Source organism: Pseudomonas sp. TNT3 (assembly GCF_010095445.2).
Lineage (GTDB): Bacteria > Pseudomonadota > Gammaproteobacteria > Pseudomonadales > Pseudomonadaceae > Aquipseudomonas.
In genome coordinates, this window is record NZ_WFGV02000002.1 from 275,442 (window position 1) to 299,779 (window position 24,338).

At 59.1% G+C, this 24,338-nt stretch carries 23 protein-coding genes; 16 read left to right on the top strand and 7 right to left on the bottom strand.

Annotation, left to right across the window (positions count from 1 at the left end; translation table 11 throughout):
• Nucleotides 1-53: 53 nt before the first annotated feature.
• Complete coding sequence (gene def / locus GBC55_RS02790) at nt 54-560, bottom strand: peptide deformylase (RefSeq protein ID WP_162437592.1); 507 nt, start codon at nt 558-560, stop codon at nt 54-56.
• Nucleotides 561-727: 167 nt separating this feature from the next.
• Between def and GBC55_RS02795 the strand changes: the two genes are divergently transcribed.
• The 3 genes from GBC55_RS02795 to GBC55_RS02805 all read left to right on the top strand — a co-directional run bounded on the left by GBC55_RS02795 (nt 728) and on the right by GBC55_RS02805 (nt 3,545).
• Entirely contained in the window at nt 728-1,753 is a 1,026-nt protein-coding gene (locus GBC55_RS02795) for a LysM domain-containing protein (protein ID WP_162437591.1), read from the top strand.
• Nucleotides 1,754-1,832: 79 nt separating this feature from the next.
• A complete protein-coding gene (gene dprA, locus GBC55_RS02800; RefSeq protein ID WP_162437590.1) occupies nt 1,833-2,933 on the top strand; it encodes a DNA-processing protein DprA in 1,101 nt (366 codons plus the stop codon).
• A gap of 54 nt (nt 2,934-2,987) precedes the next feature.
• Nucleotides 2,988-3,545, top strand: a complete 558-nt coding sequence (locus GBC55_RS02805) for an L-threonylcarbamoyladenylate synthase (RefSeq protein WP_162437589.1) — start codon at nt 2,988-2,990, stop codon at nt 3,543-3,545.
• Between the two features lie 112 nt (nt 3,546-3,657).
• On the opposite strand, the gene GBC55_RS02810 is transcribed toward GBC55_RS02805, so the two are convergent.
• On the bottom strand, nt 3,658-4,635 hold the full coding sequence (locus tag GBC55_RS02810; RefSeq protein ID WP_162437588.1) for an NADPH:quinone reductase: 978 nt from the start codon (nt 4,633-4,635) through the stop codon (nt 3,658-3,660).
• Between the two features lie 172 nt (nt 4,636-4,807).
• Here GBC55_RS02810 and hemF point away from each other — a divergent pair, with 172 nt between their 5' ends.
• Together hemF and aroE are read left to right on the top strand one after the other, a co-directional pair.
• A complete protein-coding gene (hemF, locus tag GBC55_RS02815; protein ID WP_162437587.1) occupies nt 4,808-5,722 on the top strand; it encodes an oxygen-dependent coproporphyrinogen oxidase in 915 nt (304 codons plus the stop codon).
• A gap of 13 nt (nt 5,723-5,735) precedes the next feature.
• Entirely contained in the window at nt 5,736-6,557 is an 822-nt protein-coding gene (aroE, locus tag GBC55_RS02820) for a shikimate dehydrogenase (RefSeq protein ID WP_162437586.1), read from the top strand.
• A gap of 105 nt (nt 6,558-6,662) precedes the next feature.
• On the opposite strand, the gene GBC55_RS02825 is transcribed toward aroE, so the two are convergent.
• The 3 genes from GBC55_RS02825 to betC all read right to left on the bottom strand — a co-directional run bounded on the left by GBC55_RS02825 (nt 6,663) and on the right by betC (nt 10,831).
• Nucleotides 6,663-8,231: a SulP family inorganic anion transporter gene (locus GBC55_RS02825; RefSeq protein ID WP_162437585.1), complete on the bottom strand. Its 1,569-nt coding sequence runs from the start codon at nt 8,229-8,231 to the stop codon at nt 6,663-6,665.
• Between the two features lie 148 nt (nt 8,232-8,379).
• Nucleotides 8,380-9,300, bottom strand: coding sequence for a choline ABC transporter substrate-binding protein (choX, locus tag GBC55_RS02830; RefSeq protein WP_162437584.1), 921 nt, complete (start codon nt 9,298-9,300; stop codon nt 8,380-8,382).
• 16 nt (nt 9,301-9,316) lie between these two features.
• Entirely contained in the window at nt 9,317-10,831 is a 1,515-nt protein-coding gene (betC, locus tag GBC55_RS02835; RefSeq protein ID WP_162437583.1) for a choline-sulfatase, read from the bottom strand.
• A gap of 114 nt (nt 10,832-10,945) precedes the next feature.
• Between betC and GBC55_RS02840 the strand changes: the two genes are divergently transcribed.
• Nucleotides 10,946-11,896, top strand: coding sequence for a LysR family transcriptional regulator (locus tag GBC55_RS02840; protein ID WP_162437582.1), 951 nt, complete (start codon nt 10,946-10,948; stop codon nt 11,894-11,896).
• Nucleotides 11,897-11,900: 4 nt separating this feature from the next.
• On the opposite strand, the gene GBC55_RS02845 is transcribed toward GBC55_RS02840, so the two are convergent.
• Nucleotides 11,901-12,566: an NAD(P)H-binding protein gene (locus tag GBC55_RS02845; protein ID WP_162437581.1), complete on the bottom strand. Its 666-nt coding sequence runs from the start codon at nt 12,564-12,566 to the stop codon at nt 11,901-11,903.
• 84 nt (nt 12,567-12,650) lie between these two features.
• On the opposite strand from GBC55_RS02845, the gene GBC55_RS02850 reads away from it, so the two are divergent.
• The gene (locus GBC55_RS02850; RefSeq protein WP_162437580.1) at nt 12,651-12,977 is read left to right on the top strand and encodes a DOPA 4,5-dioxygenase family protein; all 327 of its coding nucleotides are present in this window, start codon (nt 12,651-12,653) and stop codon (nt 12,975-12,977) included.
• Here GBC55_RS02850 and GBC55_RS02855 read toward each other — a convergent pair whose 3' ends face one another.
• Nucleotides 12,978-13,379, bottom strand: coding sequence for a GFA family protein (locus GBC55_RS02855; protein ID WP_162437579.1), 402 nt, complete (start codon nt 13,377-13,379; stop codon nt 12,978-12,980). It abuts the gene before it with no gap.
• A 405-nt stretch (nt 13,380-13,784) separates the two neighbouring features.
• On the opposite strand from GBC55_RS02855, the gene GBC55_RS02860 reads away from it, so the two are divergent.
• The 9 genes from GBC55_RS02860 to GBC55_RS02900 all read left to right on the top strand — a co-directional run bounded on the left by GBC55_RS02860 (nt 13,785) and on the right by GBC55_RS02900 (nt 24,264).
• Nucleotides 13,785-15,092, top strand: coding sequence for a CitMHS family transporter (locus tag GBC55_RS02860; protein WP_162437578.1), 1,308 nt, complete (start codon nt 13,785-13,787; stop codon nt 15,090-15,092).
• 85 nt (nt 15,093-15,177) lie between these two features.
• The gene (locus GBC55_RS02865; protein ID WP_162437577.1) at nt 15,178-15,945 is read left to right on the top strand and encodes a TerC family protein; all 768 of its coding nucleotides are present in this window, start codon (nt 15,178-15,180) and stop codon (nt 15,943-15,945) included.
• Nucleotides 15,946-16,196: 251 nt separating this feature from the next.
• Nucleotides 16,197-17,855 (top strand): Na/Pi cotransporter family protein, encoded by a 1,659-nt coding sequence (locus GBC55_RS02870; RefSeq protein ID WP_162437576.1) that lies wholly within the window; start codon nt 16,197-16,199, stop codon nt 17,853-17,855.
• A 193-nt stretch (nt 17,856-18,048) separates the two neighbouring features.
• Nucleotides 18,049-19,437 (top strand): insulinase family protein, encoded by a 1,389-nt coding sequence (locus GBC55_RS02875; RefSeq protein ID WP_162437575.1) that lies wholly within the window; start codon nt 18,049-18,051, stop codon nt 19,435-19,437.
• Between the two features lie 217 nt (nt 19,438-19,654).
• On the top strand, nt 19,655-20,683 hold the full coding sequence (locus tag GBC55_RS02880; RefSeq protein WP_162437574.1) for a DUF5924 family protein: 1,029 nt from the start codon (nt 19,655-19,657) through the stop codon (nt 20,681-20,683).
• Nucleotides 20,684-20,737: 54 nt separating this feature from the next.
• Nucleotides 20,738-21,886: an ABC transporter permease gene (locus tag GBC55_RS02885; protein WP_162437573.1), complete on the top strand. Its 1,149-nt coding sequence runs from the start codon at nt 20,738-20,740 to the stop codon at nt 21,884-21,886.
• Nucleotides 21,883-22,686: an ABC transporter ATP-binding protein gene (locus tag GBC55_RS02890; protein WP_162437572.1), complete on the top strand. Its 804-nt coding sequence runs from the start codon at nt 21,883-21,885 to the stop codon at nt 22,684-22,686. The genes GBC55_RS02885 and GBC55_RS02890 overlap by 4 nt, the downstream gene beginning before the upstream one ends.
• A gap of 1 nt (nt 22,687) precedes the next feature.
• Nucleotides 22,688-23,626: an MlaD family protein gene (locus tag GBC55_RS02895; RefSeq protein ID WP_162437571.1), complete on the top strand. Its 939-nt coding sequence runs from the start codon at nt 22,688-22,690 to the stop codon at nt 23,624-23,626.
• The gene (locus GBC55_RS02900) at nt 23,623-24,264 is read left to right on the top strand and encodes an ABC-type transport auxiliary lipoprotein family protein (protein WP_162437570.1); all 642 of its coding nucleotides are present in this window, start codon (nt 23,623-23,625) and stop codon (nt 24,262-24,264) included. The genes GBC55_RS02895 and GBC55_RS02900 overlap by 4 nt, the downstream gene beginning before the upstream one ends.
• Nucleotides 24,265-24,338 lie beyond the last annotated feature (74 nt).

Below are 24,338 nucleotides of genomic sequence, written 5' to 3' on the forward strand. Positions count from 1 at the left end.
GCAATCTCTGAAAAGAAAAAGGCTTGCCGCAGCAAGCCTTTGAAAGGAGGGCATCAAGCGTTCTGGCGATGGAGCTTTTCCAGTTTCTTCTTGATTCGGTCGCGTTTGAGGTTGGACAGGTAATCAACGAACAATTTGCCATTGAGGTGGTCGCATTCGTGCTGGATGCACACGGCGAGCAGGCCTTCGGCAATCAGTTCGTATGGCTGGCCGTCGCGATCCAGGGCCTTGACCTTGACCTTCTGTGGGCGATCGACGTTTTCGTAGAAGCCTGGTACCGAGAGGCAACCCTCCTGATACTGCTCCATCTCGTCGGTCAGGGATTCGAACTCGGGGTTGATGAACACCCGGGGTTCCGTGCGGTCTTCGGAGAGGTCCATCACGACGATACGTTTGTGCACGTTGACCTGGGTCGCGGCGAGGCCGATGCCTGGCGCTTCATACATTGTTTCAAACATGTCGTCGACCAACTGACGCACTTCGTCGTCCACTACGGCCACAGGTTTGGCGATAGTGCGCAGGCGCGAGTCGGGAAATTCGAGGATGTCTAAAATGGCCATAAGCTTATTTGCTGCACGTGTGAGGTAAAGTCGGGTCGATGGCCTGGCGGGTCCGAAGATGCAGGCTACCGTTGTGAAGCGTAGCTCCCTTTTCTCTCAAGAGTCGGGAGCGAGCCACGAGGGCTCTGGCGTTTCACGCGAACGCACATAATAAAGGGATTCACCGCATGAGGAAATCACTACTCGCCCTGCTCCTTCTGGCCTCGGCCGGTTTGGCACATGGGCAAGTGCAACTCAGGGAAGGTTTTCCACAGCAATACACAGTGGTGGCTGGAGACACACTCTGGGACATATCGGGAAAATTCCTCCGTGAACCGTGGAAATGGCCAGAGCTGTGGCAGGCCAATCCCCAGATCGAAAACCCCAATCTTATTTATCCCGGCGATTCGCTTTCGCTGGTCTACGTCAACGGCCAGCCGCGCCTGACCCTCAATCGCGGGGCCTCCAGGGGCACCATCAAGTTGTCGCCGCGCATCCGCAGTTCGCCGGTGGCGGAGGCCATTCCGAGCATTCCACTGCAGTCGATCAACAGCTTCCTGCTCAGCAATCGCATCGTCGACAAGGCTGAAGACTTCGACAAGGCGCCCTACATCGTCGCTGGCGATGCGGAGCGCGTGCTCAGTGGCAACGGCGACCGGATTTTCGCTCGCGGCCATTTCGATCCGAACCAGCCGGTGTACGGCATCTTCCGTCAGGGCAAGGTCTACACCGATCCGGACAGCAAGGAATTTCTGGGCATTAACGCGGACGACATCGGCGGCGGCGAGATTGTGGCCACCGAGGGCGATGTCGCTACCCTCGCCGTGCAACGCACCACGCAGGAAATACGCCTCGGTGATCGATTGTTCAGCGGCGAAGAACGATCGATCAACTCGACGTTCATGCCCAGCTCGCCAAAAAGTGAAATCAACGGCTTGATCATCGATGTGCCACGCGGCGTCACGCAGATTGGCGCGATGGATGTGGTCACGCTCAACAAGGGTCAGCGCGATGGTCTGGCGGAAGGCAACGTCCTGGTGGTGATGAAAACCGGTGAAACCGTACGGGACCGGATCACGGGACAACCCTTGAAAATCCCTGATGAGCGTGCCGGTTTGCTTATGGTATTTCGCACCTACGACAAGCTTAGCTATGGATTGGTCCTGAATGCATCGCGCTCTTTGGCGGTGATGGACAAGGTGCGAAATCCTTAGCCTGCTCCACAAGTTACCAACAGAGTTATCCACAGCTTATTCCCGTTTTAACGGGGCTCATAACGATCAAGGATGATCCATGAAACTGCCAGCCGTGACACCAGTATCCCCGGCGGAACTGGAAGCCCGTTTACGCCTGCACCGTTTGCCTGAACTCGGTCCTGTGCGATTCAAGAAACTGCTCGAAGCCTTCGGTTCGGCGTCCAAAGCGCTTGGCGCGCCGGCGAGTGCCTGGAAGTCCCTGGGTTTGCCTTTTGCTTGTGCAGAGGCTCGTCGAGCCGTTGAAGTTCGTGACGGCGCCAGTCATGCATTGGCCTGGTTAGAGCGTCCGGGCCAGCATTTACTGATGTGGGACCAGCCTGACTACCCGGCGTTGCTGGCCGAAATCAGCGATGCGCCTCCTCTGCTGTTCGTGGCAGGTGATCCGGGCATTCTGGAAAAGCCTCAGTTGGCGATGGTGGGCAGCCGTCGTGCATCACGTCCGGGGATGGACACGGCCGCAGCGTTTTCTCGAAGCCTGGCCGGGGCCGGTTTTGTGATTACCAGTGGCCTGGCGTTGGGGATTGATGCCGCGGCGCACCAAGCGGCGGTCGATGTCGGTGGTCGAACGGTCGGGGTACTTGGCACGGGTCTTGAAAAGTTTTATCCACAGCGCAATCAACGCCTGGCGGATGCCATGATTGCGTCGGGCAGCGCGGTCGTTTCGGAGTTCCCGCTGGACGCCGGACCCACCGCCAGCAACTTCCCCCGGCGCAACCGAATCATCAGCGGTTTATCCCTCGGCGTGCTGGTGGTCGAGGCGAGTGTTGCCAGCGGTTCGTTGATCACCGCGAGACTGGCGGCGGAGCAAGGTCGCGAGGTGTATGCGATTCCAGGATCGATTCATCATCCCGGTGCCAAGGGATGTCACCAACTGATCCGCGACGGTGCGGTGCTGGTTGAAACCATTGAGCACATTCTTGAAGCGTTACGCGGCTGGCAACAATTGCCGTTATCTTCAGAGACACCGCCCGTGAGTCATCCATTGCTTATCCTGCTCCATGCGGCGCCGCACACCAGTGAGGCGCTATCCATCAGCAGCGGCTGGGCTTTGCCGAAAGTGCTGGCTGCTTTGACGGAGCTGGAAATGGATGGCAGGGCCGTTTGTGAAAGCGGGCGCTGGTTTGCGCGGGTGAGCTAGGTTTTACAGGGAAGAACGGTAAACTGCGCAGAGCCTTATTCCGGAGAGTTTTTCATGGTCAACAGTTGGCGTGTGCAACAAGCCGCGCAAGCCGTTCGCGCAGGAGCGGTCATTGCCTATCCAACCGAAGCGGTGTGGGGTCTGGGATGCGATCCGTGGGACCAACAAGCGGTACAGCGGCTCCTGATGATCAAGGGCCGGTCCATGGAAAAGGGACTGATTCTGGTGGCCGACAACATTCGGCAGTTCGACTTTCTTTTCGAAGACTTCCCAGAGCTGTGGATGGACCGCATGGCCAGCACTTGGCCGGGCCCTAATACCTGGCTGGTGCCGCATCAGAACCTGTTGCCCCAGTGGATTACCGGCGTGCATGAAACCGTGGCGCTGCGCGTCAGTGATCACCCGCAGGTCAGGGATTTGTGTTCGCTGGTCGGGCCGTTGGTGTCGACCTCGGCAAACCCGCAAGGCAGGCCGGCGGCGCGTACGCGGATTCGCGTCGAGCAGTATTTCCGTGGGCAGGTTGATCTGGTCCTGGGCGGAAACCTCGGCGGGCGCAAGAACCCGAGCGTCATTCGGGACCTGGCCACCGGGCATGTTGTGCGCCCGGATTGAGACCGAGTCATCGTTCATCGCTGGCAAGCCAGCTCCCACAGGATTTTGGTCGTCCACATAGCATGTTTACGACACTGAATCCGTGGGAGCTGGCTTGCCAGCGATGGCGTCTTCAAGGCAACAGAACAGTCGAACCCGTGGTACGCCGCGCTGACAACTCCGTCTGCGCCTTCGCCGCATCGGCCAAGGAATATTTCTGGCTGATATCCACTTTCAACTTCCCGCTGATGATCATCTCGAACAGCTCGTCCGCCATGCGCTGCAGGTTTTCGGCGTTGTTGGCATAAGTGGCGAGCGTGGGACGGGTCACGTACAGCGAACCCTTCGCCGACAAAATCCCCAGATTCACGCCGTCTACCGCGCCCGACGCATTGCCGAAACTCACCACCAGGCCGCGAGGCGCAGCGCTGTCGAGCGATGTCAGCCAGGTGTCCTTGCCAACACCGTCATACACCACCGGGACTTTTTTGCCGTCGGTCAATTCCAGCACGCGCTGCGCTACGTTTTCGTGGCTGTAATCAATGGTCGCCCAAGCGCCATTCGCCTTCGCCAAGGCGGCTTTTTCCGGGGAGCTGACGGTGCCGATCAACTTCACTCCCAAGGCTTTGGCCCACTGGCAGGCCAATGAACCCACACCACCCGCGGCAGCGTGGAAAAGAATGGTCTCGCCACTCTTGAGGTCATAGGTTTGGCGCAGCAGGTACTGGACGGTCAGTCCTTTAAGCATCACTCCGGCTGCCTGTTCGAAACTGATCGCATCAGGCAGGTGCACCAGATTGGCTTCCGGCAGTACGTGCAGATCGCTGTAAGCGCCCAATGGGCCGCTGCCGTAGGCCACTCGATCACCGACCTTGAAACGGGTGACTTCACTGCCGACTGCCTCGACCACCCCCGCGCCTTCTGCGCCCAGGCCCGATGGCAGGGCCGGCGGTGCATACAGCCCGCTGCGGAAATAGGTGTCAATGAAGTTCAAGCCGATGGCCTTGTTGGCCACGCGCACTTGCTGCGGGCCGGGTTCGGCGGGTTGGTAGTCGACGTACTCGAGCACTTCTGGTCCGCCGTGGGCGCGGAACTGGATACGTTTTGCCATCAGAACTCTCCTCAGGTCTTGGCTACGAGTGTTGTAGCGCAAAGCAGCCTATCGAACTCCCAACCTTGATCTTCGTCAACTGCGGTTGAACAGGGTGCGGTGTTATCCTACGCAGCAATTTGCCGCCGGCCATTAGTGCGCCGCGTAGCTTTGCCCGATTCAAGGTGATGACATGACGACCCGCACCGAGGCCGTAAAAGCCTATCTGCTCGACCTGCAAGACCGCATTTGCGCTGCTTTGGAAGCCGAAGACGGCGGTACGCACTTCGTCGAAGACGCCTGGACCCGGACGGCCGGCGGTGGCGGCCGTACCCGAGTGATTGAAAACGGGACGGTCATCGAAAAAGGCGGCGTTAACTTTTCCCACGTGTTTGGTAGCGGTCTCCCACCGTCTGCCAGCGCTCATCGACCAGAACTGGCCGGTCGTGGCTTCGAAGCGCTCGGCGTGTCCCTGGTGATCCACCCGCACAACCCGCATGTACCGACTTCCCACGCCAACGTGCGCTTTTTCATTGCTGAAAAAGAAGGAGAGGAGCCGGTCTGGTGGTTTGGTGGTGGCTTCGACCTGACTCCTTACTACGGCAATGAAGAAGACTGCGTGCACTGGCACCGCGTTGCCGAGCAGGCGTGTGCGCCGTTCGGCCCGGATGTTTATTCGCGCTACAAGGCGTGGTGCGACAGCTACTTCCACATCAAGCATCGCCATGAACCGCGCGGTATCGGCGGCCTGTTTTTCGATGATTTGAACGAATGGGATTTCGACACCAGCTTCGCCTTCATGCGCGCTATCGGTGACGCGTTCATCGACGCGTACCTGCCGATCGTTCAGCGCCGCAAGAACGATGCATTTACTGCCAGGCAGCGCGAGTTCCAGGAATTCCGTCGTGGCCGTTATGTCGAGTTCAACCTGGTCTACGACCGCGGCACGTTGTTTGGCCTGCAATCTGGGGGGCGTACCGAATCGATCCTCATGTCCCTGCCTCCGCAAGTGCGCTGGAGCTATGACTGGAAGGCCGAACCGGGTAGCGAAGAAGCACGCCTGACCGAGTACTTCCTGCAAGACCGCGATTGGTTGGCCAAGGCCTGAAGGAGCACTACCGATGGACCGTTACGTCGTATTCGGCAACCCGATTGGCCACAGCAAGTCGCCATTGATCCATCGTCTGTTCGCTGAACAAACCGCGCAGCAATTGGACTACAGCACCTCGCTGGCGCCGCTCGACGATTTTTCCGACTTTGCCCGGGCGTTTTTCCGTGAAGGTCGGGGTGCAAATGTCACGGTGCCCTTCAAGGAAGAGGCGTATCGCCTTGCTGACAGCCTGACCGAGCGGGCACAACGGGCCGGTGCGGTGAACACCCTGAGCAAACTGGCCGATGGCACGTTGCTGGGTGACAACACCGACGGCGCCGGGCTGGTGCGGGACCTGACGGTGAATGCCGGGTTCAGCCTCAAGGGCAAGCGCATTCTGTTGCTGGGCGCCGGTGGCGCGGTGCGTGGCGCGCTGGAGCCGTTGCTCGCTGAACAGCCTGCCTCTGTGATCATCGCCAACCGCACGGTGGAAAAAGCCGAGTTGCTAGCGGAGCTGTTTGACGATCTCGGACCGGTGTCGGCCAGTGGTTTTGATTGGTTGAAGGAATCGGTAGACCTCATCATCAACGCGACCTCCGCGAGCCTGTCAGGCGATGTCCCACCGATTGCCAGCAGCTTGATCGCGCCGGGCAAAACGGTGTGCTACGACATGATGTACGGCAAGGAACCGACTTCGTTCTGTCGCTGGGCCCAGGCGCATGGCGCGGCCGTGGCAATGGACGGGTTGGGGATGCTGGCAGAACAGGCGGCGGAAGCGTTCTACCTGTGGCGCGGCGTGCGCCCGGACACGGCGCCGGTGCTGGCTGAACTGCGCCGGCAATTGGCCGCGTAATTCCTGTAGGAGCAAGGCTTACCCGCGATTCAGGCGCCGGGGTGTACCTGGTACCCCACCTTAACGTTCATCGCGGGCAAGCCTTGCGACTACAGAAACGTTGTTTCAATCTTCAAACCGGATCGGGCATTTCTCCGCGCCCTCGAGCTTTCTCAATTCTTCCACCACCTGAGGCCGAGCCCGCCGCAGGGTCAGGCTGCGATTCTGTTTCAACAGGCGTCGCGCTTCCTGGTGGAGCATTTCGACGCCTGAGTAGTCGATGAAATTGATCTGCTGCGCCTCGATCACCACGCGCTCACCGTGCATGCGTTGCAAGCGCACCTGCAGGTAATGGCTGGCGCCAAAGAAGATCGAACCGCCCACGCGCAAAATATCTTCGTCGCCCTCACGCCAATGCTGCACCCGCGGTTGTGAGGTGCGCTTGAGGTAGAAAAACAGCGAAGCCAGCACCCCGGCGTAGATCGCCGTCTGCAATTCCAGCAGCAGCGTGGCGACACAGGTCAGCGCCATCACGACAAATTCGGCGCGACTGACCCGCAATAGCGCGCGAATGCCGCGATGGTCCACCAGCCCCCAGGCGATCAACAAAATGCTGCCGGCCATCGCTGGAATGGGAATGTGCGCGATCAGCGCCGCACCGAAAATCGCGAACAACGCCACCCACAACGCTGAAAACACGCCAGCCAATGGCGAGCAGGCGCCGGCTTCGTAGCTCAGGCCCGAGCGAGTAAACGAGCCGGCTGACAGTGATCCGGAAAAAAAAGCGCCGACGATGTTTGATAAACCCTGGGCGCGGACCTCTTGATTGGCATCAAGCAGTTGCTGCGATCGCGCCGACAGGGAGCGTGCGATCGACAAACTCGTCACCAGCCCAAGCATTCCAACCGCCACTGCGCTGGGCAGCAAGCGCAGGATCAGGTCCAGATCCAGTGGCACCGGACTGAACGGAGGCAGCCGTCCGACAAAGGCACTGACCAATTTCACATGACCGAACATCGACGGCCAAAGCCACACCAGCAGCCCGGCCAGTACCAGCGTGATCAGCAGCGTCGGCCAGCGTGGCAGCAGCCATTTCAAGAAGACGCCCACGACAACGGTCGCCAGGCCCAGGATCAGTGAGGCCCTGTCAAATTGGCCGAGGTGCTGGAGCAGCGTCATGAAACTGTCCAGCGCCGTGGCCTGACTGGGCAGGTCCAGCCCCAGTAAATTCGGCAACTGACCGATCGCAATCACCACCGCTGCCCCGAGCGTGAAGCCCAGTACCACGGAGTGGGAGACAAAATTCACCAGGGCGCCGAAACGCAGCAAGCCCAGCAGCCACTGAAAAATGCCGGCCAACAGCGTAAGCAGCAGGATAAGGGTGATGTAGTCCTGTGAAGCAGGAACGGCCAGAGGGCTGACACTCGCGTACAGAACAATGGAAATCGCTGCGGTGGGACCGCAGATCAAATGCCACGACGAACCCCAGAGACAGGCGATCAGGACCGGGATGATCGCCGCGTACAAGCCATACTCCGGTGGCAGACCGGCGATCAGGGCGTAGGCAATGGACTGCGGCAACGCGAGAATCGCACCGCTCAGGCCGACGACAAGGTCGCGCCCGACGCTGGCGCGGGTTTGTCTGGGCAACCAGCTTAAGAAGGGGAAGAGCGAATGGCGACTGGGGAAGGCCATGGGTCCTCTCGGTCAAGGTTTTGCGCAAGGGTAGCAGGCTCAACGCAATCATTGTGGCGAGGGCGCTCGTCGAATCGTCGCACCGTCCCGCTGGGTTCGCTGATCGTTCCCACACGGAGCGTGGGAACGATCAACGATCGGCGGCGGTTCAGAGTTTGGCTTTCACTGCCGGCAACGCGTCTTTACCATCGACCGTCTTCACGCCATCAAGCCATTTATCCAGCACTGCAGGATTAGCCTTGATCCAGGCTTTAGCGGCGTCCGCGTTGCTGACTTTCTTGTTCACCACCTCAGCCATGATGCTGTTCTCCATTTCCTGGGTGAAGCTCAGGTTGGTGAGCAACTTGCCAACATTCGGGCAGGCCTGTGCATAACCTTTTCGGGTCAATGTATAAACCGCGCCGGTATCGCCAAAGTATTTCTCGCCACCCTTGAGGTAATGCATCTTCAGCTGCACGTTCATAGGGTGCGGGGTCCAGCCGAGGAAGGTCACGAACTTCTGTTTCTTCACGGCACGCGACACTTCCGCCAGCATCGCCTGTTCGCTGGACTCAACCAGTTTCCATTGGCCCAGGTCGAAATCGTTTTTCTTGATGATGTCTTGCAAGGAGATGTTGGCCGGCGCGCCAGAGCCGATGCCGTAGATTTTTTTCTCGAACTTGTCGGCAAATTTGTTCAGGTCGGCGAAATTATGCACACCCGCATCCCAGACGTAATCCGGTACCGCGAGCGTGAACTCGGTTCCGTCCAGGTTCTTCGCTAATTGAGTGACATCGCCAGTGGCGACGAACTTGTCGTAAAACCCCTGCTGCGCGGGCATCCAGTTGCCCAAAAATACATCGACCTGGCCGTCCTTGAGTCCCCCAAACGTGATTGGCACCGCAAGCGTGTCGACTTTGGCCTTGTAGCCCATGCCGTCCAGCAAAAATCCGGTAATGGCGTTAGTCGCGGCGATGTCGCTCCAGCCAGGATCGGCCATTTTCACCGTATCGCAGCTTTGCTCGGCAAAAGCCGAAGCGCTGCCCAGCGCCAATAGCCCGACCGTCAGTACTGTGGATAACCTTTGCATGGACTTCCCCTTAACATTATTGGTTTTGGCAGGGTTGTGGATAACGTGCTTTGCGCTCCAGATCATCGAGGTCGATGTGGTTGCGCATGTACTGCTGACTGGCGTCCACCAGCGGCTGGTGATCCCAGCTCTTCAGCTTGCCGATAGTCAGCGCATCGGCAACAAACCGCCGACGCCGCTGACTCGCGAGCACCTGTTGGTGAATCGCCGGGATATTCCATTTGGCGCGTGCCTCGGCGAGAAATTCGGCGAACAGTGGCTGATGCTGCGGCGACTGACTGAGCTCTTCCTGTTCTCGTGGGTCGTTGTGTACATCGAAGAGTAGGCAAGGGTCGTCTTCGCTGTAGATGAATTTGTAAGCTCCCCGGCGAATCATCATCAACGGGCTGATGGTGCCCTCGGCCATGTACTCGCCGAACACTTCGTCATGACCACCCTGCCCCTTCAAGTGCGAAACCAGCGAGCGGCCATCCAGCGGCAATCCAGGCTCCAGCGAACCGCCAGCCAATTCGACAAAGGTTGGCAACAAATCGGCAGTGGAAACGGCTGCGCTGATCCTGCCCGCACCGAACTGCCCAGGCGAACTGATCAGCAGCGGCACACGGGCCGCCATTTCGAACCAATGCATTTTGTACCAGAGCCCACGCTCACCGAGCATGTCGCCATGGTCGCCGGAAAACACAATGATGGTGTCGTCAATCAAGCCCGTATCTTCGAGGGTTTGCAGGAGTTTGCCGACATTGCTGTCGATATAGCTGCAAGCTCCGAAATAAGCGCGACGTGCGTCACGAATCTTATCCACAGGCAGCGGCTTGTCCCACAGGTCGTAAACCTTGAGCAGTCGCTGTGAGTGTGGGTCCAGGTCGGACTGAGGCGGCGTTTCAGGAAGCGGGATGTCGGCGTCGTCGTACAGGTCCCAAAAGGCTTTTGGAATGGTGTACGGATCGTGTGGATGCGTCATGGAAACGGTCAGGCAGAAAGGCTGATCGCCATCCTCACGGATGTGGTCAAACAGATATTGCTGGGCCTTGAACACCACCTCTTCATCGAAATCCAGCTGATTGGTACGCACGCACGGCCCGGCCTGGAGCACCGATGCCATGTTGTGAAACCAGGTAGGTCGAACGTCCGGCTCGTCCCAGTTGACCGACCAGCCATAATCCGCGGGGTAAATGTCGCTCGTCAGTCGCTCTTCGTAGCCATGCAGTTGGTCGGGACCGCAGAAGTGCATTTTTCCTGACAGTGCCGTGCGGTAACCGAGGCGACGCAAATAGTGAGCATAAGTGGGCACATCGGCGGGGAAGTCTGCCGCGTTATCGTAGGCGCCGATCTTGCTTGGTAACTGGCCGCTGACCAGGGTAAAGCGCGACGGCGCGCACAATGGGCTATTGCAATAGGCGGCGTCGAACACCACGCCTTCGGCGGCGAGGCGACTGAGATTGGGTAATTTGATTGGCGAAGGACCGTAGAACGGCAACATTGGCGCGGCCATCTGATCGGCCATGATGAAAAGAATATTCTTGCGCTTCATGTGATCGCGGCATTCCATAGTGAATATTTATGCGAGAGTGCTGCGACCGAGCATGGGATCCATAGAGTGTGAGGTAAAGCCCATGCCAAGCAATGACTAGGATAAGCCCAGCTTATGTATGACGCCCTTGGTGATTTGTCCCTCGACCTGTTGCGTGCATTTGAAGCCGCCGCGCGTCAGCGCAGCTTCACGGCTGCCGCGGCGGAGATTGGCACTACGCAGCCGGCCATTAGCCAGCAGATCAAACGACTGGAGGATCAACTCGCCATTCGCTTGTTTGATCGTATCTATCGCGGCATCGAATTGACCGAGGCTGGCGCTATTCTGTTTGAGCAAGTTCAGCTCGGTTTGCAGAATATCGATGCAGGATTGAGTGCGATCAGCACACAGAATCAACACGAGGTACTGCAGGTCGCCACGGACTTTGCTTTCGCCGCCTATTGGTTGATGCCGCGACTGCACCGCTTCCACGCTGCGCATCCCAGCGTCGACGTCAGTCTCGTCACCAGTGAGCGCAGTCAGAACATGCTGCGTACGGATATCGATGTCGCCGTATTGTTCGGGGAAGGTCGGTTCAAGCAGGGTGAGAGTCATTGGCTGTTCAGCGAAGAAGTGTTCCCGGTGTGTAGCCCACTCTTATTGAAGGACCGACCTCTGCCCTTGCCCGTCCCCTCATTGCTTGAATTTCCGTTACTGCACTTGCGGGGTGAAAACGGCAGCAACTGGTTTGACTGGAGCGGCGTCTTTCGCGAGCTGGGGATCAGCTCGGCACCCGCGCCCGGGCAGCTGCGTTTCGACAACTACACCTTGCTCATTCAAGCGGCGATCGGCGGTCAGGGCGTCGCCATTGGCTGGCGCCACCTTGTGGATAACTTGCTCGCCCAGGGGTTGTTGTGCCGACCCATCGCCGAAACGGTTATTTCGCGGCTGGGCTATTACGTTGTCCTGCCCCAGCGCAAGCGGCGTGGGGTGTTGATTCGTCAGTTCGTGGATTGGTTGATGGCAGAGCAGGCAAATAGCGCGCAGTCGCTGAATGGGTTACCGCTGCCTTCGATTGCGGTGTGATCCTCTAATGTGTCGAAGCCGCAACGAAATTCACATGCTCACCCACGTGCAGGTTCAGATGCAGCTCATCGGCAATCCCCACCGCGACCCTGTTCAACCGTTCCAGTGGCTCGGCCAAACCGGGCTCCAGACTGCTGCTGACCTGGGTGAAATGTTCAATGGTCAACCCATGCACGCCGCGAGGCGCGTTGACCATCGTCCATTGCAATGAGCTGCTTTGCAGGGCTTCGCGAATTTCTTCAGCAGCGTGGCGTTGCAGGCGATCTTCTATTTCCGGATCGTCCAGCAATTCGAAATCGCCCACCAGGAACAGCCGGGGAATGTTTGATGCCTGCATGCCCTCGATCAACGCATCGACCGCCAGCACTTGCTCGACCGGTCCCGGTACGATGGTTTTTTCCACGTGCTCACTGTTGAACGGCAGCCCTGGTGCGTCTAAAAGACAGACCACCGCCGAGCTGCCTGCAACGCTCTGCTTGACCCGTTCGGCATCAAACAAGTCACCGCTCTTGGTGCGCAAGCCTGGTCGTGGCGCGAGCGCCGTCAGGTCGTCGAGTATGGCGATCACTTCGTGCTGGCGCCGCAGCATTTCAGCCATCAGCGCACTGCCCAGGCTACTCATGGCACCATAGAGCACCACTTTCACAACGGGGGTTTCGGCATTTTTCATGGCTGAGCTTCCTTGATTCCTACGTATATGGCGTGTGACCTGTGGGGATCGGTGAGGGTTCGACTGGGTTTTAGAGGTATTCAGATGCAAGGGATCAAGGGTTATCACGCCCATGTGTATTTCGACGCCAACAGCATCGATCAGGCGCGGGCCTTGTGTGAGCAGGCAGCGCAGTTGTTTCCGGTGAAGATGGGGCGCGTGCACGAGCGTCCGGTCGGGCCGCACCCTGACTGGAGCTGCCAATTGGCGTTCGAACCGCACTACATCGGCGATGTGTTGCCGTGGCTGGCGCTTAATCGCAAAGGGTTGGTGGTGTTCCTGCACCCGGACTCCGGTGACGATCTGCTGGATCACACGGAGCACGCGATCTGGATGGGCGAGGTCCGGCCGCTGAACCTGTCGGTGTTCTGATCAGAGCGTTTCTTCGGGCTCAGAGGGCAGGTGTTCGTCCAGGTGCAGCCACGGCAAACGGCTGTCGGTCCAGATGTGCCGCTCTGCCGGCGCCTGGTCCGGGTGATCGAGCGTGGCGATCGTAACGTCAATGCTCTCGGGGCTCAGGCGTGTCACCAATGCCAGTTGCGCCCCGCAGTTGCGGCAGAAATATCGCACACAGCTGGATGATGATTCGTACTGCGCGGGCGTCCCTTTCAGCCATTCGAAGGCTGATGCGGGCGTCGTGATCCAGGTGGTGACGATGCCGCCGCTGACCTTTCGACAGATTGAACAGTGGCAGTGGGCGATGTCGTGCAACGGCCCGCTGAACTGATAGCGCAATTGGCCGCAGTAGCAACCGCCGGTGTAAATTTCGTTCATGACATTCCTTCCTCTGAGTAGTTGGCGACGCCATCGCGAGCAGGCTCACTCCTACAGGGATCTCCAGCGACCATAAATCTGTGCGCTCTCGATGGTCGCGACGCGATCCGACTACATTCCTCTGCCCGACGACCGGTTGCACATCCGGTCAATGCGTTTACCAGCGAAAGCTGGGTGAAAGCTTTCACGATTAGGATCGCCCTACTCCCGGCAACAGACCGGTTGGCCACTGCCAGCGTTTTATCGCTCGCACGGTCCATTTAACAACAACAATGGTGATTCTGATGTCCTCTACTTCCCGCCGCTTCGCTGTCACTCCGCCCGTACGCCTCCTGCTTCCCGTTCTGCGCTGAGCCCTTGCGGTTCGCCCATTTCCCTTAGCCGCGCTACGCCTGGAGTATTCCCATGCTGACTTTCCTTGGCTTTGCCATGGTCATCACGTTCATGTTCCTGATCATGACCAAGCGCCTGTCCGCGCTGATCGCATTGATCATCATCCCGATTGTTTTTGCCCTGTTCGGTGGTTTTGCACCGAAGATCGGTCCGATGATGCTCGAAGGCATCACCAAGCTTGCGCCGACCGGCGTGATGCTGATGTTCGCCATTCTGTACTTCGCCCTGATGATCGACTCCGGCCTGTTCGATCCGGCCGTGCGCAAGATCCTCAAACTGGTCAAGGGCGACCCGCTGAAAGTTTCGGTCGGCACCGCCGTACTGGCGCTCGTCGTTTCCCTCGATGGTGACGGCGCGACCACTTACATGATCTGCGTCGCCGCCATGCTGCCGCTCTACAGCCGCATCGGCATGAGCCCGCGAATCATGGCCGGCCTGATCATCCTCGCCGGTGGCGTGATGAACATGACGCCTTGGGGCGGTCCGACCGCGCGTGCAGCCAGTGCGCTGCATGTCGACCCGTCCGATATTTTCGTACCGATGATTCCGGCGATGCTGGCGGGCGTCGTGGCAATCCTGGCGATTGCCTACTTCTACGGTAAACGCGAACGCGCTCGTCTGGGTGAATTGCACCTGGCTGGCGATGAAATCGACCACAGCGAGATCAGCGTTTCGCAGTTCCCGGATGCCCGTCGTCCGAAACTGATCTGGTTCAACGGCGCTTTGACGCTGGCCTTGATGTGCACCCTGATCGCCGGTCTGTTGCCGCTGCCGGTGCTGTTCATGGTGGCGTTCAGTATCGCGATGATCGTCAACTACCCGTGCCTGCAAATGCAGAAAGACCGCGTCGCCGCTCATGCCGGTAGCGTGTTGGCAGTGGTCGGTTTAATCTTCGCCGCTGGTATTTTCACCGGTATCCTGACGGGCACCGGCATGGTCGATGCGATGTCGAAAAGCCTGTTGGCGGTCATCCCGGATTTCCTCGGCCCGTACCTGGCTGTGATTACCGCGCTGGTGAGCATGCCGTTCACGTTTTTCATGTCGAACGATGCTTTTTATTACGGCGTGTTACCAGTACTTGCGGAAGCCGCGAGTCATTACGGTATAACCGCAGTCGAAATGGCACGTGCCTCGATCGTCGGTCAGCCCGTCCACTTGCTGAGCCCGTTGGTACCATCGACGTACTTGTTGGTGGCTCTGGCCGGGATCGACTTCGGTGACCATCAGCGCTTTACCCTGAAGTGGGCAGTGCTGGTGTGCATGTGCATACTGGTTGCAGCAGTGCTGATGGGGATTTTTCCGCTGTTCAGCACTCTATAAGCTCAAGATTCACCAAGACGGGTCCAGGCTTTGTTTGTTGAAGCCGGGGCCCTTCGTGGTTTAACACTCGCTCAAAGGAATACACATGGAATGGCTGACCAACCCTGAAATCTGGGTTGCCTTCTTTACCCTGACCGCCCTGGAAATTGTCCTGGGTATCGATAACATCATCATGATCTCGATCCTGGTCAGCCGCATGCCCAAGCACATGCAGCAGCGCACCCGGATCTTCGGTCTGGCGCTGGCGATGGTCACGCGAATCGCGTTGCTGCTGTCGATCACCTGGGTCATGCAACTTACCGCCGATCTGTTCGAGGTCCTCGGCCAGGGTATTTCCGGACGCGACCTGATTCTGTTCTTCGGTGGTCTGTTCCTGCTGTGGAAGAGCTCGCAAGAGATGTACCACGCGCTGGAAGGTGAAGACGAAACCAACGAAGAGCCAACAGGCAAAGGCGGCAACTTCCTGTATACGATCATCCAGATCGCGATCATCGACATCGTGTTCTCTCTGGACTCGGTGATTACTGCGGTCGGCATGGTTTCCCATGTGCCGGTCATGGTTGCGGCAATCGTCGTCGCCGTACTGGTGATGATGCTGGCTGCCGGCACCATCAGCTCGTTCATCGACAAGCACCCGTCGCTCAAGATGCTGGCGCTGTCGTTCCTGCTGATCGTCGGTACCGTGCTGATCGCTGAATCGTTCGACGTACATGTGCCAAAAGGCTACGTCTACTTCGCCATGGCGTTCTCGCTGGCCGTGGAAGCGATCAACATCAAGATGCGCACCGCGATTGCGAAAAAGAAGAAGCAGCAAGACCCGGTGAAACTGCGCAAGGACATTCCTGGCCAGTAACCCGCAGGTGTAGCAGCTGGCGAAGCCTGCGTCCGGCAGCTGCTACAGGTGATGATAAGAGGGGCCTTCGGGCTCCTTTTTCGTTTCTGCATCAAGCTGTTTTTATGACAGTTTTGTTTCAAACACCTCTTTAGCTATGCGATGCTGGCGCACAGACCGTTAGCCAACTACAGCTTAAGTACAGAACGTAGAAAGTCGCGCGGCACCGTCAACTTGCCCCTTTGGGGCGCTACCACCACAGGGGGCCCCTTATGCTCACCCTGCTCAATTTGTTATCTGCCGTGGCCTTGTTGATCTGGGGCACGCACATCGTCCGAACCGGCATTTTGCGGGTCTACGGTTCCAACCTGCGCCACGTCATTGGCCAGAACATGTCCAAGCGATGGCTGGCGTTCATTGCAGGGATCGTCGTGACCGCCATGGTTCAGAGCAGCAACGCAACGGCAATGCTGGTCACCTCGTTTGTCGGGCAAGGCCTGATGGCGCTGACTCCGGCTCTGGCCACCATGCTTGGGGCCGACGTCGGTACCGCGTTGATGGCGCGGGTGTTGACGCTTGATCTGTCCTGGCTGTCGCCGCTGCTGATTTTCCTCGGGGTCATCTTCTTTCTGTCGCGCAAGCAAACACGGCTTGGACAGATGGGCCGCGTCAGCATCGGGTTGGGGCTGATCATTCTGGCGCTGCAACTGATCGTCGAGTCCGCCGCGCCCATCACGCAGGCCCAGGGCGTGAAGGTGATTTTCGCGTCCCTGACCGGCGACATCCTGCTGGATGCTCTGGTCGGGGCGCTGTTCGCGATGGTGTCCTACTCCAGCCTCGCCGCGGTCCTGCTCACCGCCACCCTCGCCGGGGCTGGCGTGATCAGTTTGCCGGTGGCCATCGGCTTGGTGATTGGCGCCAACATCGGCAGTGGGGTGCTGGCCTTTCTCAGCACCAGCATGCAAAACGCCGCGGGTCGCCAGGTCGCGCTGGGCAGTCTGTTGTACAAACTGATCGGGCTGTTGCTGATCATTCCAGTGCTGGACCCGCTGGTGCACTGGATCGACAGCCTCGATTACAGCCCACAGGAAATGGTCATTGGCTTCCACCTGCTCTACAACACCGCGCGTTGCCTGATCCTGCTGCCCAGCGTTGGACCCATGGCCAGGCTGTGTGCCTGGTTGTTGCCAGAGCGGCCGGAAATAAACGGGATGGCCAAGCCGCGGCACCTTGACCCGACGGCGCTGGTCACGCCCGGCCTGGCGCTGGCCAATGCCGCGCGTGAAACCCTGCGCATTGGCGATTTGATCGACAACATGCTCGAAGCCATGCTCGACGTCCTGCACGGCAAACAGACCGCCGTGACCCAGGAAATGCGCCGTCTGACGGACGATGTCGAAGCGCTCTATAGCGCCATAAAACTGTATCTGGCGCAAATGCCCCGGGAAGATTTGAGCGATCAGGATAGTCGGCGCTGGGCAGAAATCATTGAGCTGGCAATCAACCTCAAACTCGCCAGCGACTTGATCGAACGCATGTTGCGCAAGGTTCAGCAGCAGAAAACCTCGCAGCGTCGGTCGTTTTCCGAGGTCGGCCTGGAAGAGTTGGCGGGATTGCACAGCCAGTTGATTGCCAACTTGCGCCTGGGGCTGTCCGTGTTCCTCAGTTCCGACAAGGAAAGCGCCCGTCAGTTACTGCGTGAGAAACGTCGTTTTCGCGCACAGGAACGGCGTTTGGCCCACGCCCATGTCAGCCGGTTGCAACGTAAGATCGTGCAGAGTATCGAGACCAGTTCACTGCATCTGGAATTGATTGCCGACATGAAACGCTTGAACTCATTGTTCTGCAGCAGTGCCTACGCTGTATTGGAAACGTCCGACACGGGCGCGTTGGTGGTGGACGATTTGGCTGACATCACGCATTCGCCTTGAACGTCTGGCAGAGTGGCTAGTCAGTAACATTGGTTCAACTTCAAGACTGCCATCGCGGGCAAGCCCACTCCCACAAGGTATTGGGGGCTGCCCCTACATCTTTGGTCGACCCGGTACCTGTGGGCGCGGGCTTGCCCGCGATTGTGGTCTGAAGGACGACACGGATCTCCAATCAGCCGTATGGAAGCTCGTTATGCGTTGCCTGTTATTCGTCTGCCTATTGCTTGGATCATTCCCTTCATTTGCCCTGGACCGCTTCCAGGTTGAGGGCTATACGCTGCCCAATGGTCTGCAATTGCTGCTCAAACCCGGCATTGACCGTGGGCATGTGGCAATCCGGCTGGTTGTTGGCGTCGGTCTGGATGACTTCGATTGCGCCGACAAGGAGCTGCCGCATTTGCTTGAGCATTTGCTGTTCAGCGGCATCGACGCCACCGGCGAAGGCGGTCTCGAAGAACGCATGCAGGCCCTGGGCGGTGAGTGGAACGCTTACACCAGCAATGCCGATACCACGTTCGTGATCGAAGCCCCGGCGAAAAACCAGCGCAAGGTACTCGACCTGCTGCTGGCGCTGCTGACCCAGACCCATTTCGACGACAACGCCGTCAATGCCGCCAAGCAAGTGGTCGAGCGTGAAGACGGCGGACATTATTCGCACCTGCAACGCTGGCTGGACCGGCAGGACCTGGGGCACACGGCGAGTAATCAGCTCGCCGTGGAACTGGGCCTCAAATGCCCCGAGCGTGCGGAAGTCGATCACCTGACCCGCGAGCAGCTCGAGCAGGTGCGCAAAGCCTGGTACGCGCCCAACAACATGACGTTGATCGTCGTTGGTGACCTTGACCGGTTGTTGCCGGCGTATCTGGAACGCTCATACGGCGAACTGGAAGCGGTTGATCCGACCGATCATCCACCTCTGCCGGAAATCAAGGCGACGGCAGCGCACGAGCGTACGTTGAGCAACGGCCTGGTTGGCAATGGCGCAAAACTTCACTGGCTGGTACCGGAGCCTGTGCTGGAGGATCAGCACGATGAGACCTTCGACTTGCTCAAGGACTATCTGGACTGGGCGCTCTATCGTCAGATGCGTCTGGCTCACAGTTTGTCTTACGGGCCCTCTGCCGAGCGCGAGGTGTTTGGCGGGGTTGGCTTCATGAGCTTGAACGCCGATCTTGAGCGAGATGACCTGTCGCAAGCCAAGCAGGTACTCGAGGAATTGAAGGCCGGGTTGCTCAAGGACGGGCTCAATGCCGAGACCTTCAATCGCCTCAAACAAGCCGCCATCGCGCGACAGACCTGGGCGGTACAAGGCAATAGCGCGTTGGCGGATTACTACTGGAGCGCATTGGGCGACTTTCAAGACGGTCGTTTCGCCAACCCGGCCAAGGAGCTGCAAGGCGTGACGCTGGAAGAGGCGAACAAGGCCATGCGTGAACTTATGCTGCAGCCGGGGTATCTACGGATTGAAACGCCGTTGATGAGTGATGATGAGCTGGTATGGGCGATTGCCGGGTTGTTGGGGTTGATCGTGCTCGTATTAGTGGCGTGGCGTTTACACCGAAAGGCACGACGGACCCTGTAGCAGCTGCCGAAGGCTGCGTTCGGCTGCATAGCAGTCGCAAATCCCGTCGGTCATTCATCTGGAGTACCGAGGTGACTGGTTGACGACTGCTGCGCAGCCGAACGCAGCCTTCGGCAGCTGCTACAGGGGATTTGTGTGAAATGCAGCCCCTCGCCACACCGCCCCTCCGGGCGGTAACCTGTCGAGGATTTTTCCTACGACTAGTGCGAACCGCCGAATGCCTACCCTGAACCTGTACGTCCAGCGCATCCTGGAATTGATGAAGCGCTACCCTGGGGTCATTGCGCTCGGTGGGTTTATCTCCGGGGTCGGCAGTTTCATCCTGGTTGATCGCCAGCAAGGCCTGGCCACCTGGATCACCATCATCATGGTGCTCAGCTGGATCTGGTTGATGCTGGAAAACAGCCTCACCAAGCTGTTCGCGAAACTGTTCAAGCGCGAAATTCCCCAGCCTTTGCTGCGTTACGCCACGCAGATGATTCACCAGGAAAGCCTGTTCTTCGTCTTGCCGTTTTTCTTCATCACCACCACCTGGAACAGTGGACAGTTTTTCTTCACCGGGTTGCTGTGCATTGCGGCACTGATTTCCATTATCGACCCGCTCTACTACAAATGGCTGGCACCCCGTCGCTGGGCGTTTCTGGCGCTGCATACGCTGACGTTGTTCGCGGCACTGCTCACCGCCCTCCCCGTCATCCTGCACCTGACCACCGCCCAGAGCTTCAAACTGGCACTGGGTATCGCGGTCGTGCTGTCTTTCCCGAGCCTGGCGTCGATCTTTCCGATCCGTACGGTGCGCAATGCACTGGCGATTCTGTGTATCACCGTGGGCATTGGTGGCGTGGGCTGGGTACTGCGCTCGTGGGTGCCGCCGGCAACGCTTTGGATGACCGATGTCGCCATCAGCACGCAACTGCAGGACCGCACCCCCGGCGACAGTCTTGATGAGGTCAGCGCAGAGCAGATACGTGGTGGCGGGCTATACGCCTACACCGCGATCAATGCGCCGCGTGGCCTGGACGAGCGGATTTATCACGTGTGGCAGTTCAACGGCAAAGAAGTTGACCGCATCCCGCTGGATATCCACGGTGGACGCAAGGAAGGCTATCGGGCCTGGACCCACAAACAGAACTTCCCCGGCAACCCGGCGGGTAACTGGCAAGTGCGTGTTCTGACCGAAGACGGCCAGGTCATCGGCGTGTTGCGTTTCAAGATCACGGACAGCACACCGATCAAAGAAAAGTAATACGCTTCGTGATATTACATAGCCCAGCCTCTCAGTCGAACAAGCATGGAGCTTATGACCAGCAGCACAACGGCCGGCAATGCCCAACTGGACACCTTTCACTCTCCTGCACAGTTGCGGGTTACGGGTGACTGGACGCTTGCCCATTACGCCGACCTCAAGGACCTGAGCGAAAAGATTCGCGGCCAATACGACGATAGCGCCCACATCGACCTTAATGGTCTTGGCGCGCTCGATACCGCTGGCGCTTCGCTGCTGGTGGAGTTGCTGGGGTCCGAGCGTCTCGGCCGCTCCGCCGAACATCCGGATTGCACATTGTCCGGCGCCGATCGCGCGTTGCTGCAAACCGTGTACTGCTCGATGACGGACTTCTGCGTACCGATCAAGGAACCGGAAATCAGCGTCGGCATTCAATTGCTGACCCGCATTGGTCGCGCAGTCGACACGGTCTGGCAGGACACCTTGCAGCTGTTGGGTTTTGTCGGCCTGATCCTCGAAACCGTCGCCCGCAGCCTGTTTCGGCCCAAACGCTGGCGCATCACGCCAATGATTGCGCACATCGAACAGACCGGCCTCGACGCTGCCCCCATCGTTGCCCTGCTGACCTTTCTGGTGGGCGCCGTTGTGGCGTTTCTCGGGGCAACGGTGCTGGCGAGCTTTGGCGCGACGGTCTTCACCGTGGACCTGGTGGCGTTTTCTTTCCTGCGCGAGTTTGGCGTCCTGCTGACCGCGATCCTGATGGCCGGCCGCACCGCCAGTGCGTTCACCGCTCAGATCGGTTCGATGAAGGCCAACGAAGAAATCGACGCCATCCGCACGTTGGGCCTGGACCCGATGGAGTTGCTGGTAGTGCCACGTGTCCTCGCCCTGCTGGTCGCGCTGCCGATGCTGACCTTTCTGGCGATGCTTTCGGGGATTATCGGCGGCGGCGTGGTGTGTGCCTTGTCGCTGGATATCTCGCCTGCGATGTTCCTGTCGCTGCTGCAATCGGACATCGGTGTTCAGCACTTTCTGGTGGGGATGGTCAAAGCGCCTATCTTCGCCTTCCTGATTGCGGCCATTGGCTGCCTTGAGGGCTTCAAGGTCAGTGGCAGCGCTGAGTCTGTTGGCGCGCACACCACGTCCAGCGTGGTCCAGTCGATTTTTGTGGTGATCGTTCTCGACGCAGTCGCCGCGCTGTTTTTCATGGAGATGGGCTGGTGAGTCGTCTACCCCGAGCGCCCTCCGAGGCCGTGATCGAAGTCCGTGACCTGTGCAATCGCTTTGGCAATCAGAGCGTGCACGAACATCTGGACCTGGACTTGTACAAGGGTGAAATCCTCGCCGTGGTGGGCGGTTCCGGGAGCGGCAAATCGGTGCTGCTGCGCAGTATTGTCGGCCTGCGCCAGCCCACTGAGGGCGTAGTCAAGGTGTTTGGTAAAAACCTCCCGACGTTATCTGAGCAAGAGCGCTCGATGGTCGAGCGGCGTTTCGGTGTGCTGTTTCAGAAAGGTGCCCTGTTTTCTTCGCTGACCGTGACCGAAAACGTCGCCCTGCCCCTCATCGAACACGCTGGCTTGAGTCGCGAAGATGCCGAGCACCTGGCTGCAGTGAAACTGGCATTGGCGGGCTTGCCATTGTCTGCGGCGGACAAGTACCCCGCCTCGCTCTCCGGCGGCATGATCAAGCGCGCTGCGCTGGCCCGGGCGCTGGCGCTGGACCCGGACATTCTGTTTCTCGACGAACCTACGGCCGGCCTCGACCCGATTGGCGCTGCGGCCTTCGATCAATTGATCCTGACCCTGCGCGACGCGTTGGGCCTGAGCGTATTTCTGGTCACCCACGACCTGGACACGCTCTACACCATCACTGACCGTGTGGCGGTGCTGGCGCAGAAAAAGGTACTGGTGGCCGATGCCATCGACAAGGTTTCGGAAACCGACGACGCGTGGATTCACGAATACTTCCATGGCCCTCGTGGCCGCGCGGCGCTGACTGCCGCTCAACAGCTCAACGAGGTCTGACATGGAAACCCGAGCCCATCATGTGTTGATCGGCCTGTTCACGGTAATTGTGGTGGCAGGCGCCCTGCTATTCGGCCTGTGGCTGGCCAAGTCCAGTGTCGACACGGAGTTCAAGGATTACGAAATCGTCTTCAACGAGGCGGTCAGCGGCCTGTCCAAAGGCAGCGCCGTGCAGTACAGCGGGATCAAGGTCGGCGATGTCGTGACGTTGCGCCTGGACCCGAAAGACCCGCGTCGGGTGCTGGCGCGCATCCGCTTGGGTGGCGAAACGCCGATCAAGGAAGACACCCGGGCCATACTGGCGCTGACCGGTATCACGGGCACCTCGATCATCCAGCTCAGCGGTGGCACGCCGCAGAGCCCGGCGCTCAAGGGCAAAGGCGGTGACCTGCCGACGATTGTGGCATCGCCCTCACCCATCGCCCGCCTGCTCAACGACAGCAACGACCTGATGGCCGGTGTGAATACGCTGATGCATAACGCCAATCTGATGTTCTCCACGGAGAACGTTGAACGCATCAGCAAGACCCTGGAGCATCTGGAGCAAACCACCGGCACCATTGCCGATCAACGTGGCGATATCCGTCAGGCCATGCAGCAACTGGCATCGGTTGGTAAGCAAGCGGGTGCCATGCTGGAACAGACCTCGGCGCTGATGCGTAACGCCAATGGTCTGCTCAATGATCAGGGCAAGCAGATGTTCGGCAGTGCCGAGCAGGCAATGAAGTCGCTGGAACAGAGCAGCGCGACCATCAACAAGCTGATCTCCAGCAATCAGGATTCCCTGAACAACGGCATGCAAGGCCTCAACGGGCTGGCGCCGGCTGTGCGTGAACTGCGTGACACGCTGACGTCGTTGCGCGCGATTTCCCAGCGCCTTGAGGCCAACCCCAGCGGTTATCTGCTGGGCAACGACAAGAACAAGGAGTTCACGCCATGAAGCTGAGCCACGTCGCCCTCCTCGCCAGCTTCGTGCTGCTCAATGCCTGTTCGATCCTGCCCAAGCCCGAACCGTTCGATGTCTATCGATTGCCGTCGGCCCAGAGCGGCGCCTCGGCCAGCGACGTTACGCCGCAACGCTGGTCGCTGCGCCTGGCCAAACCGCAGGCGAGCCAGGCGTTGAACAGCCCGAACATCGCGGTGATCCCCCAGGGTGATCTGCTCAGCAGCTACAAAGGTTCACGCTGGGCCGATCCGGCGCCGGTGCTGCTGCGCAATCGTCTGCTGGACGGTTTTCAGCGAGACGGTCGAATTCAGTTGTTGAGCACCGACGACAGCAATTTCCAGGCGGACCTGGAGCTGGGCGGCAACTTGCAGGCGTTCCAGACCGAATATCAAGGCACGGTCGCGAGCGTGGTCGTTCGGCTGGATGCGTTGCTGGTGCGGGGCTATGACCAGCGGATTCTCGCCAGCCGACGCTTCGAAGTGCGCCAGCCGTTGAGTGATGTGCAGGTGCCGTCGGTTGTTGCCGGTTTTGGCCAGGCCAGTGACCAGTTGACGACACAGGTGGTGAGTTGGGCGGTGGAGCAAGGGCAGAAAGTTGCGCCGCCTGCTCGAAACGTCGCAAGTCCTTTGTAGCCGCTGCCGAGGCACGAGGCTGCGTTGCGTGTCCGCAGGACCGCCCTCGGGAGCCGCTGCGCAGCCCGACGCAG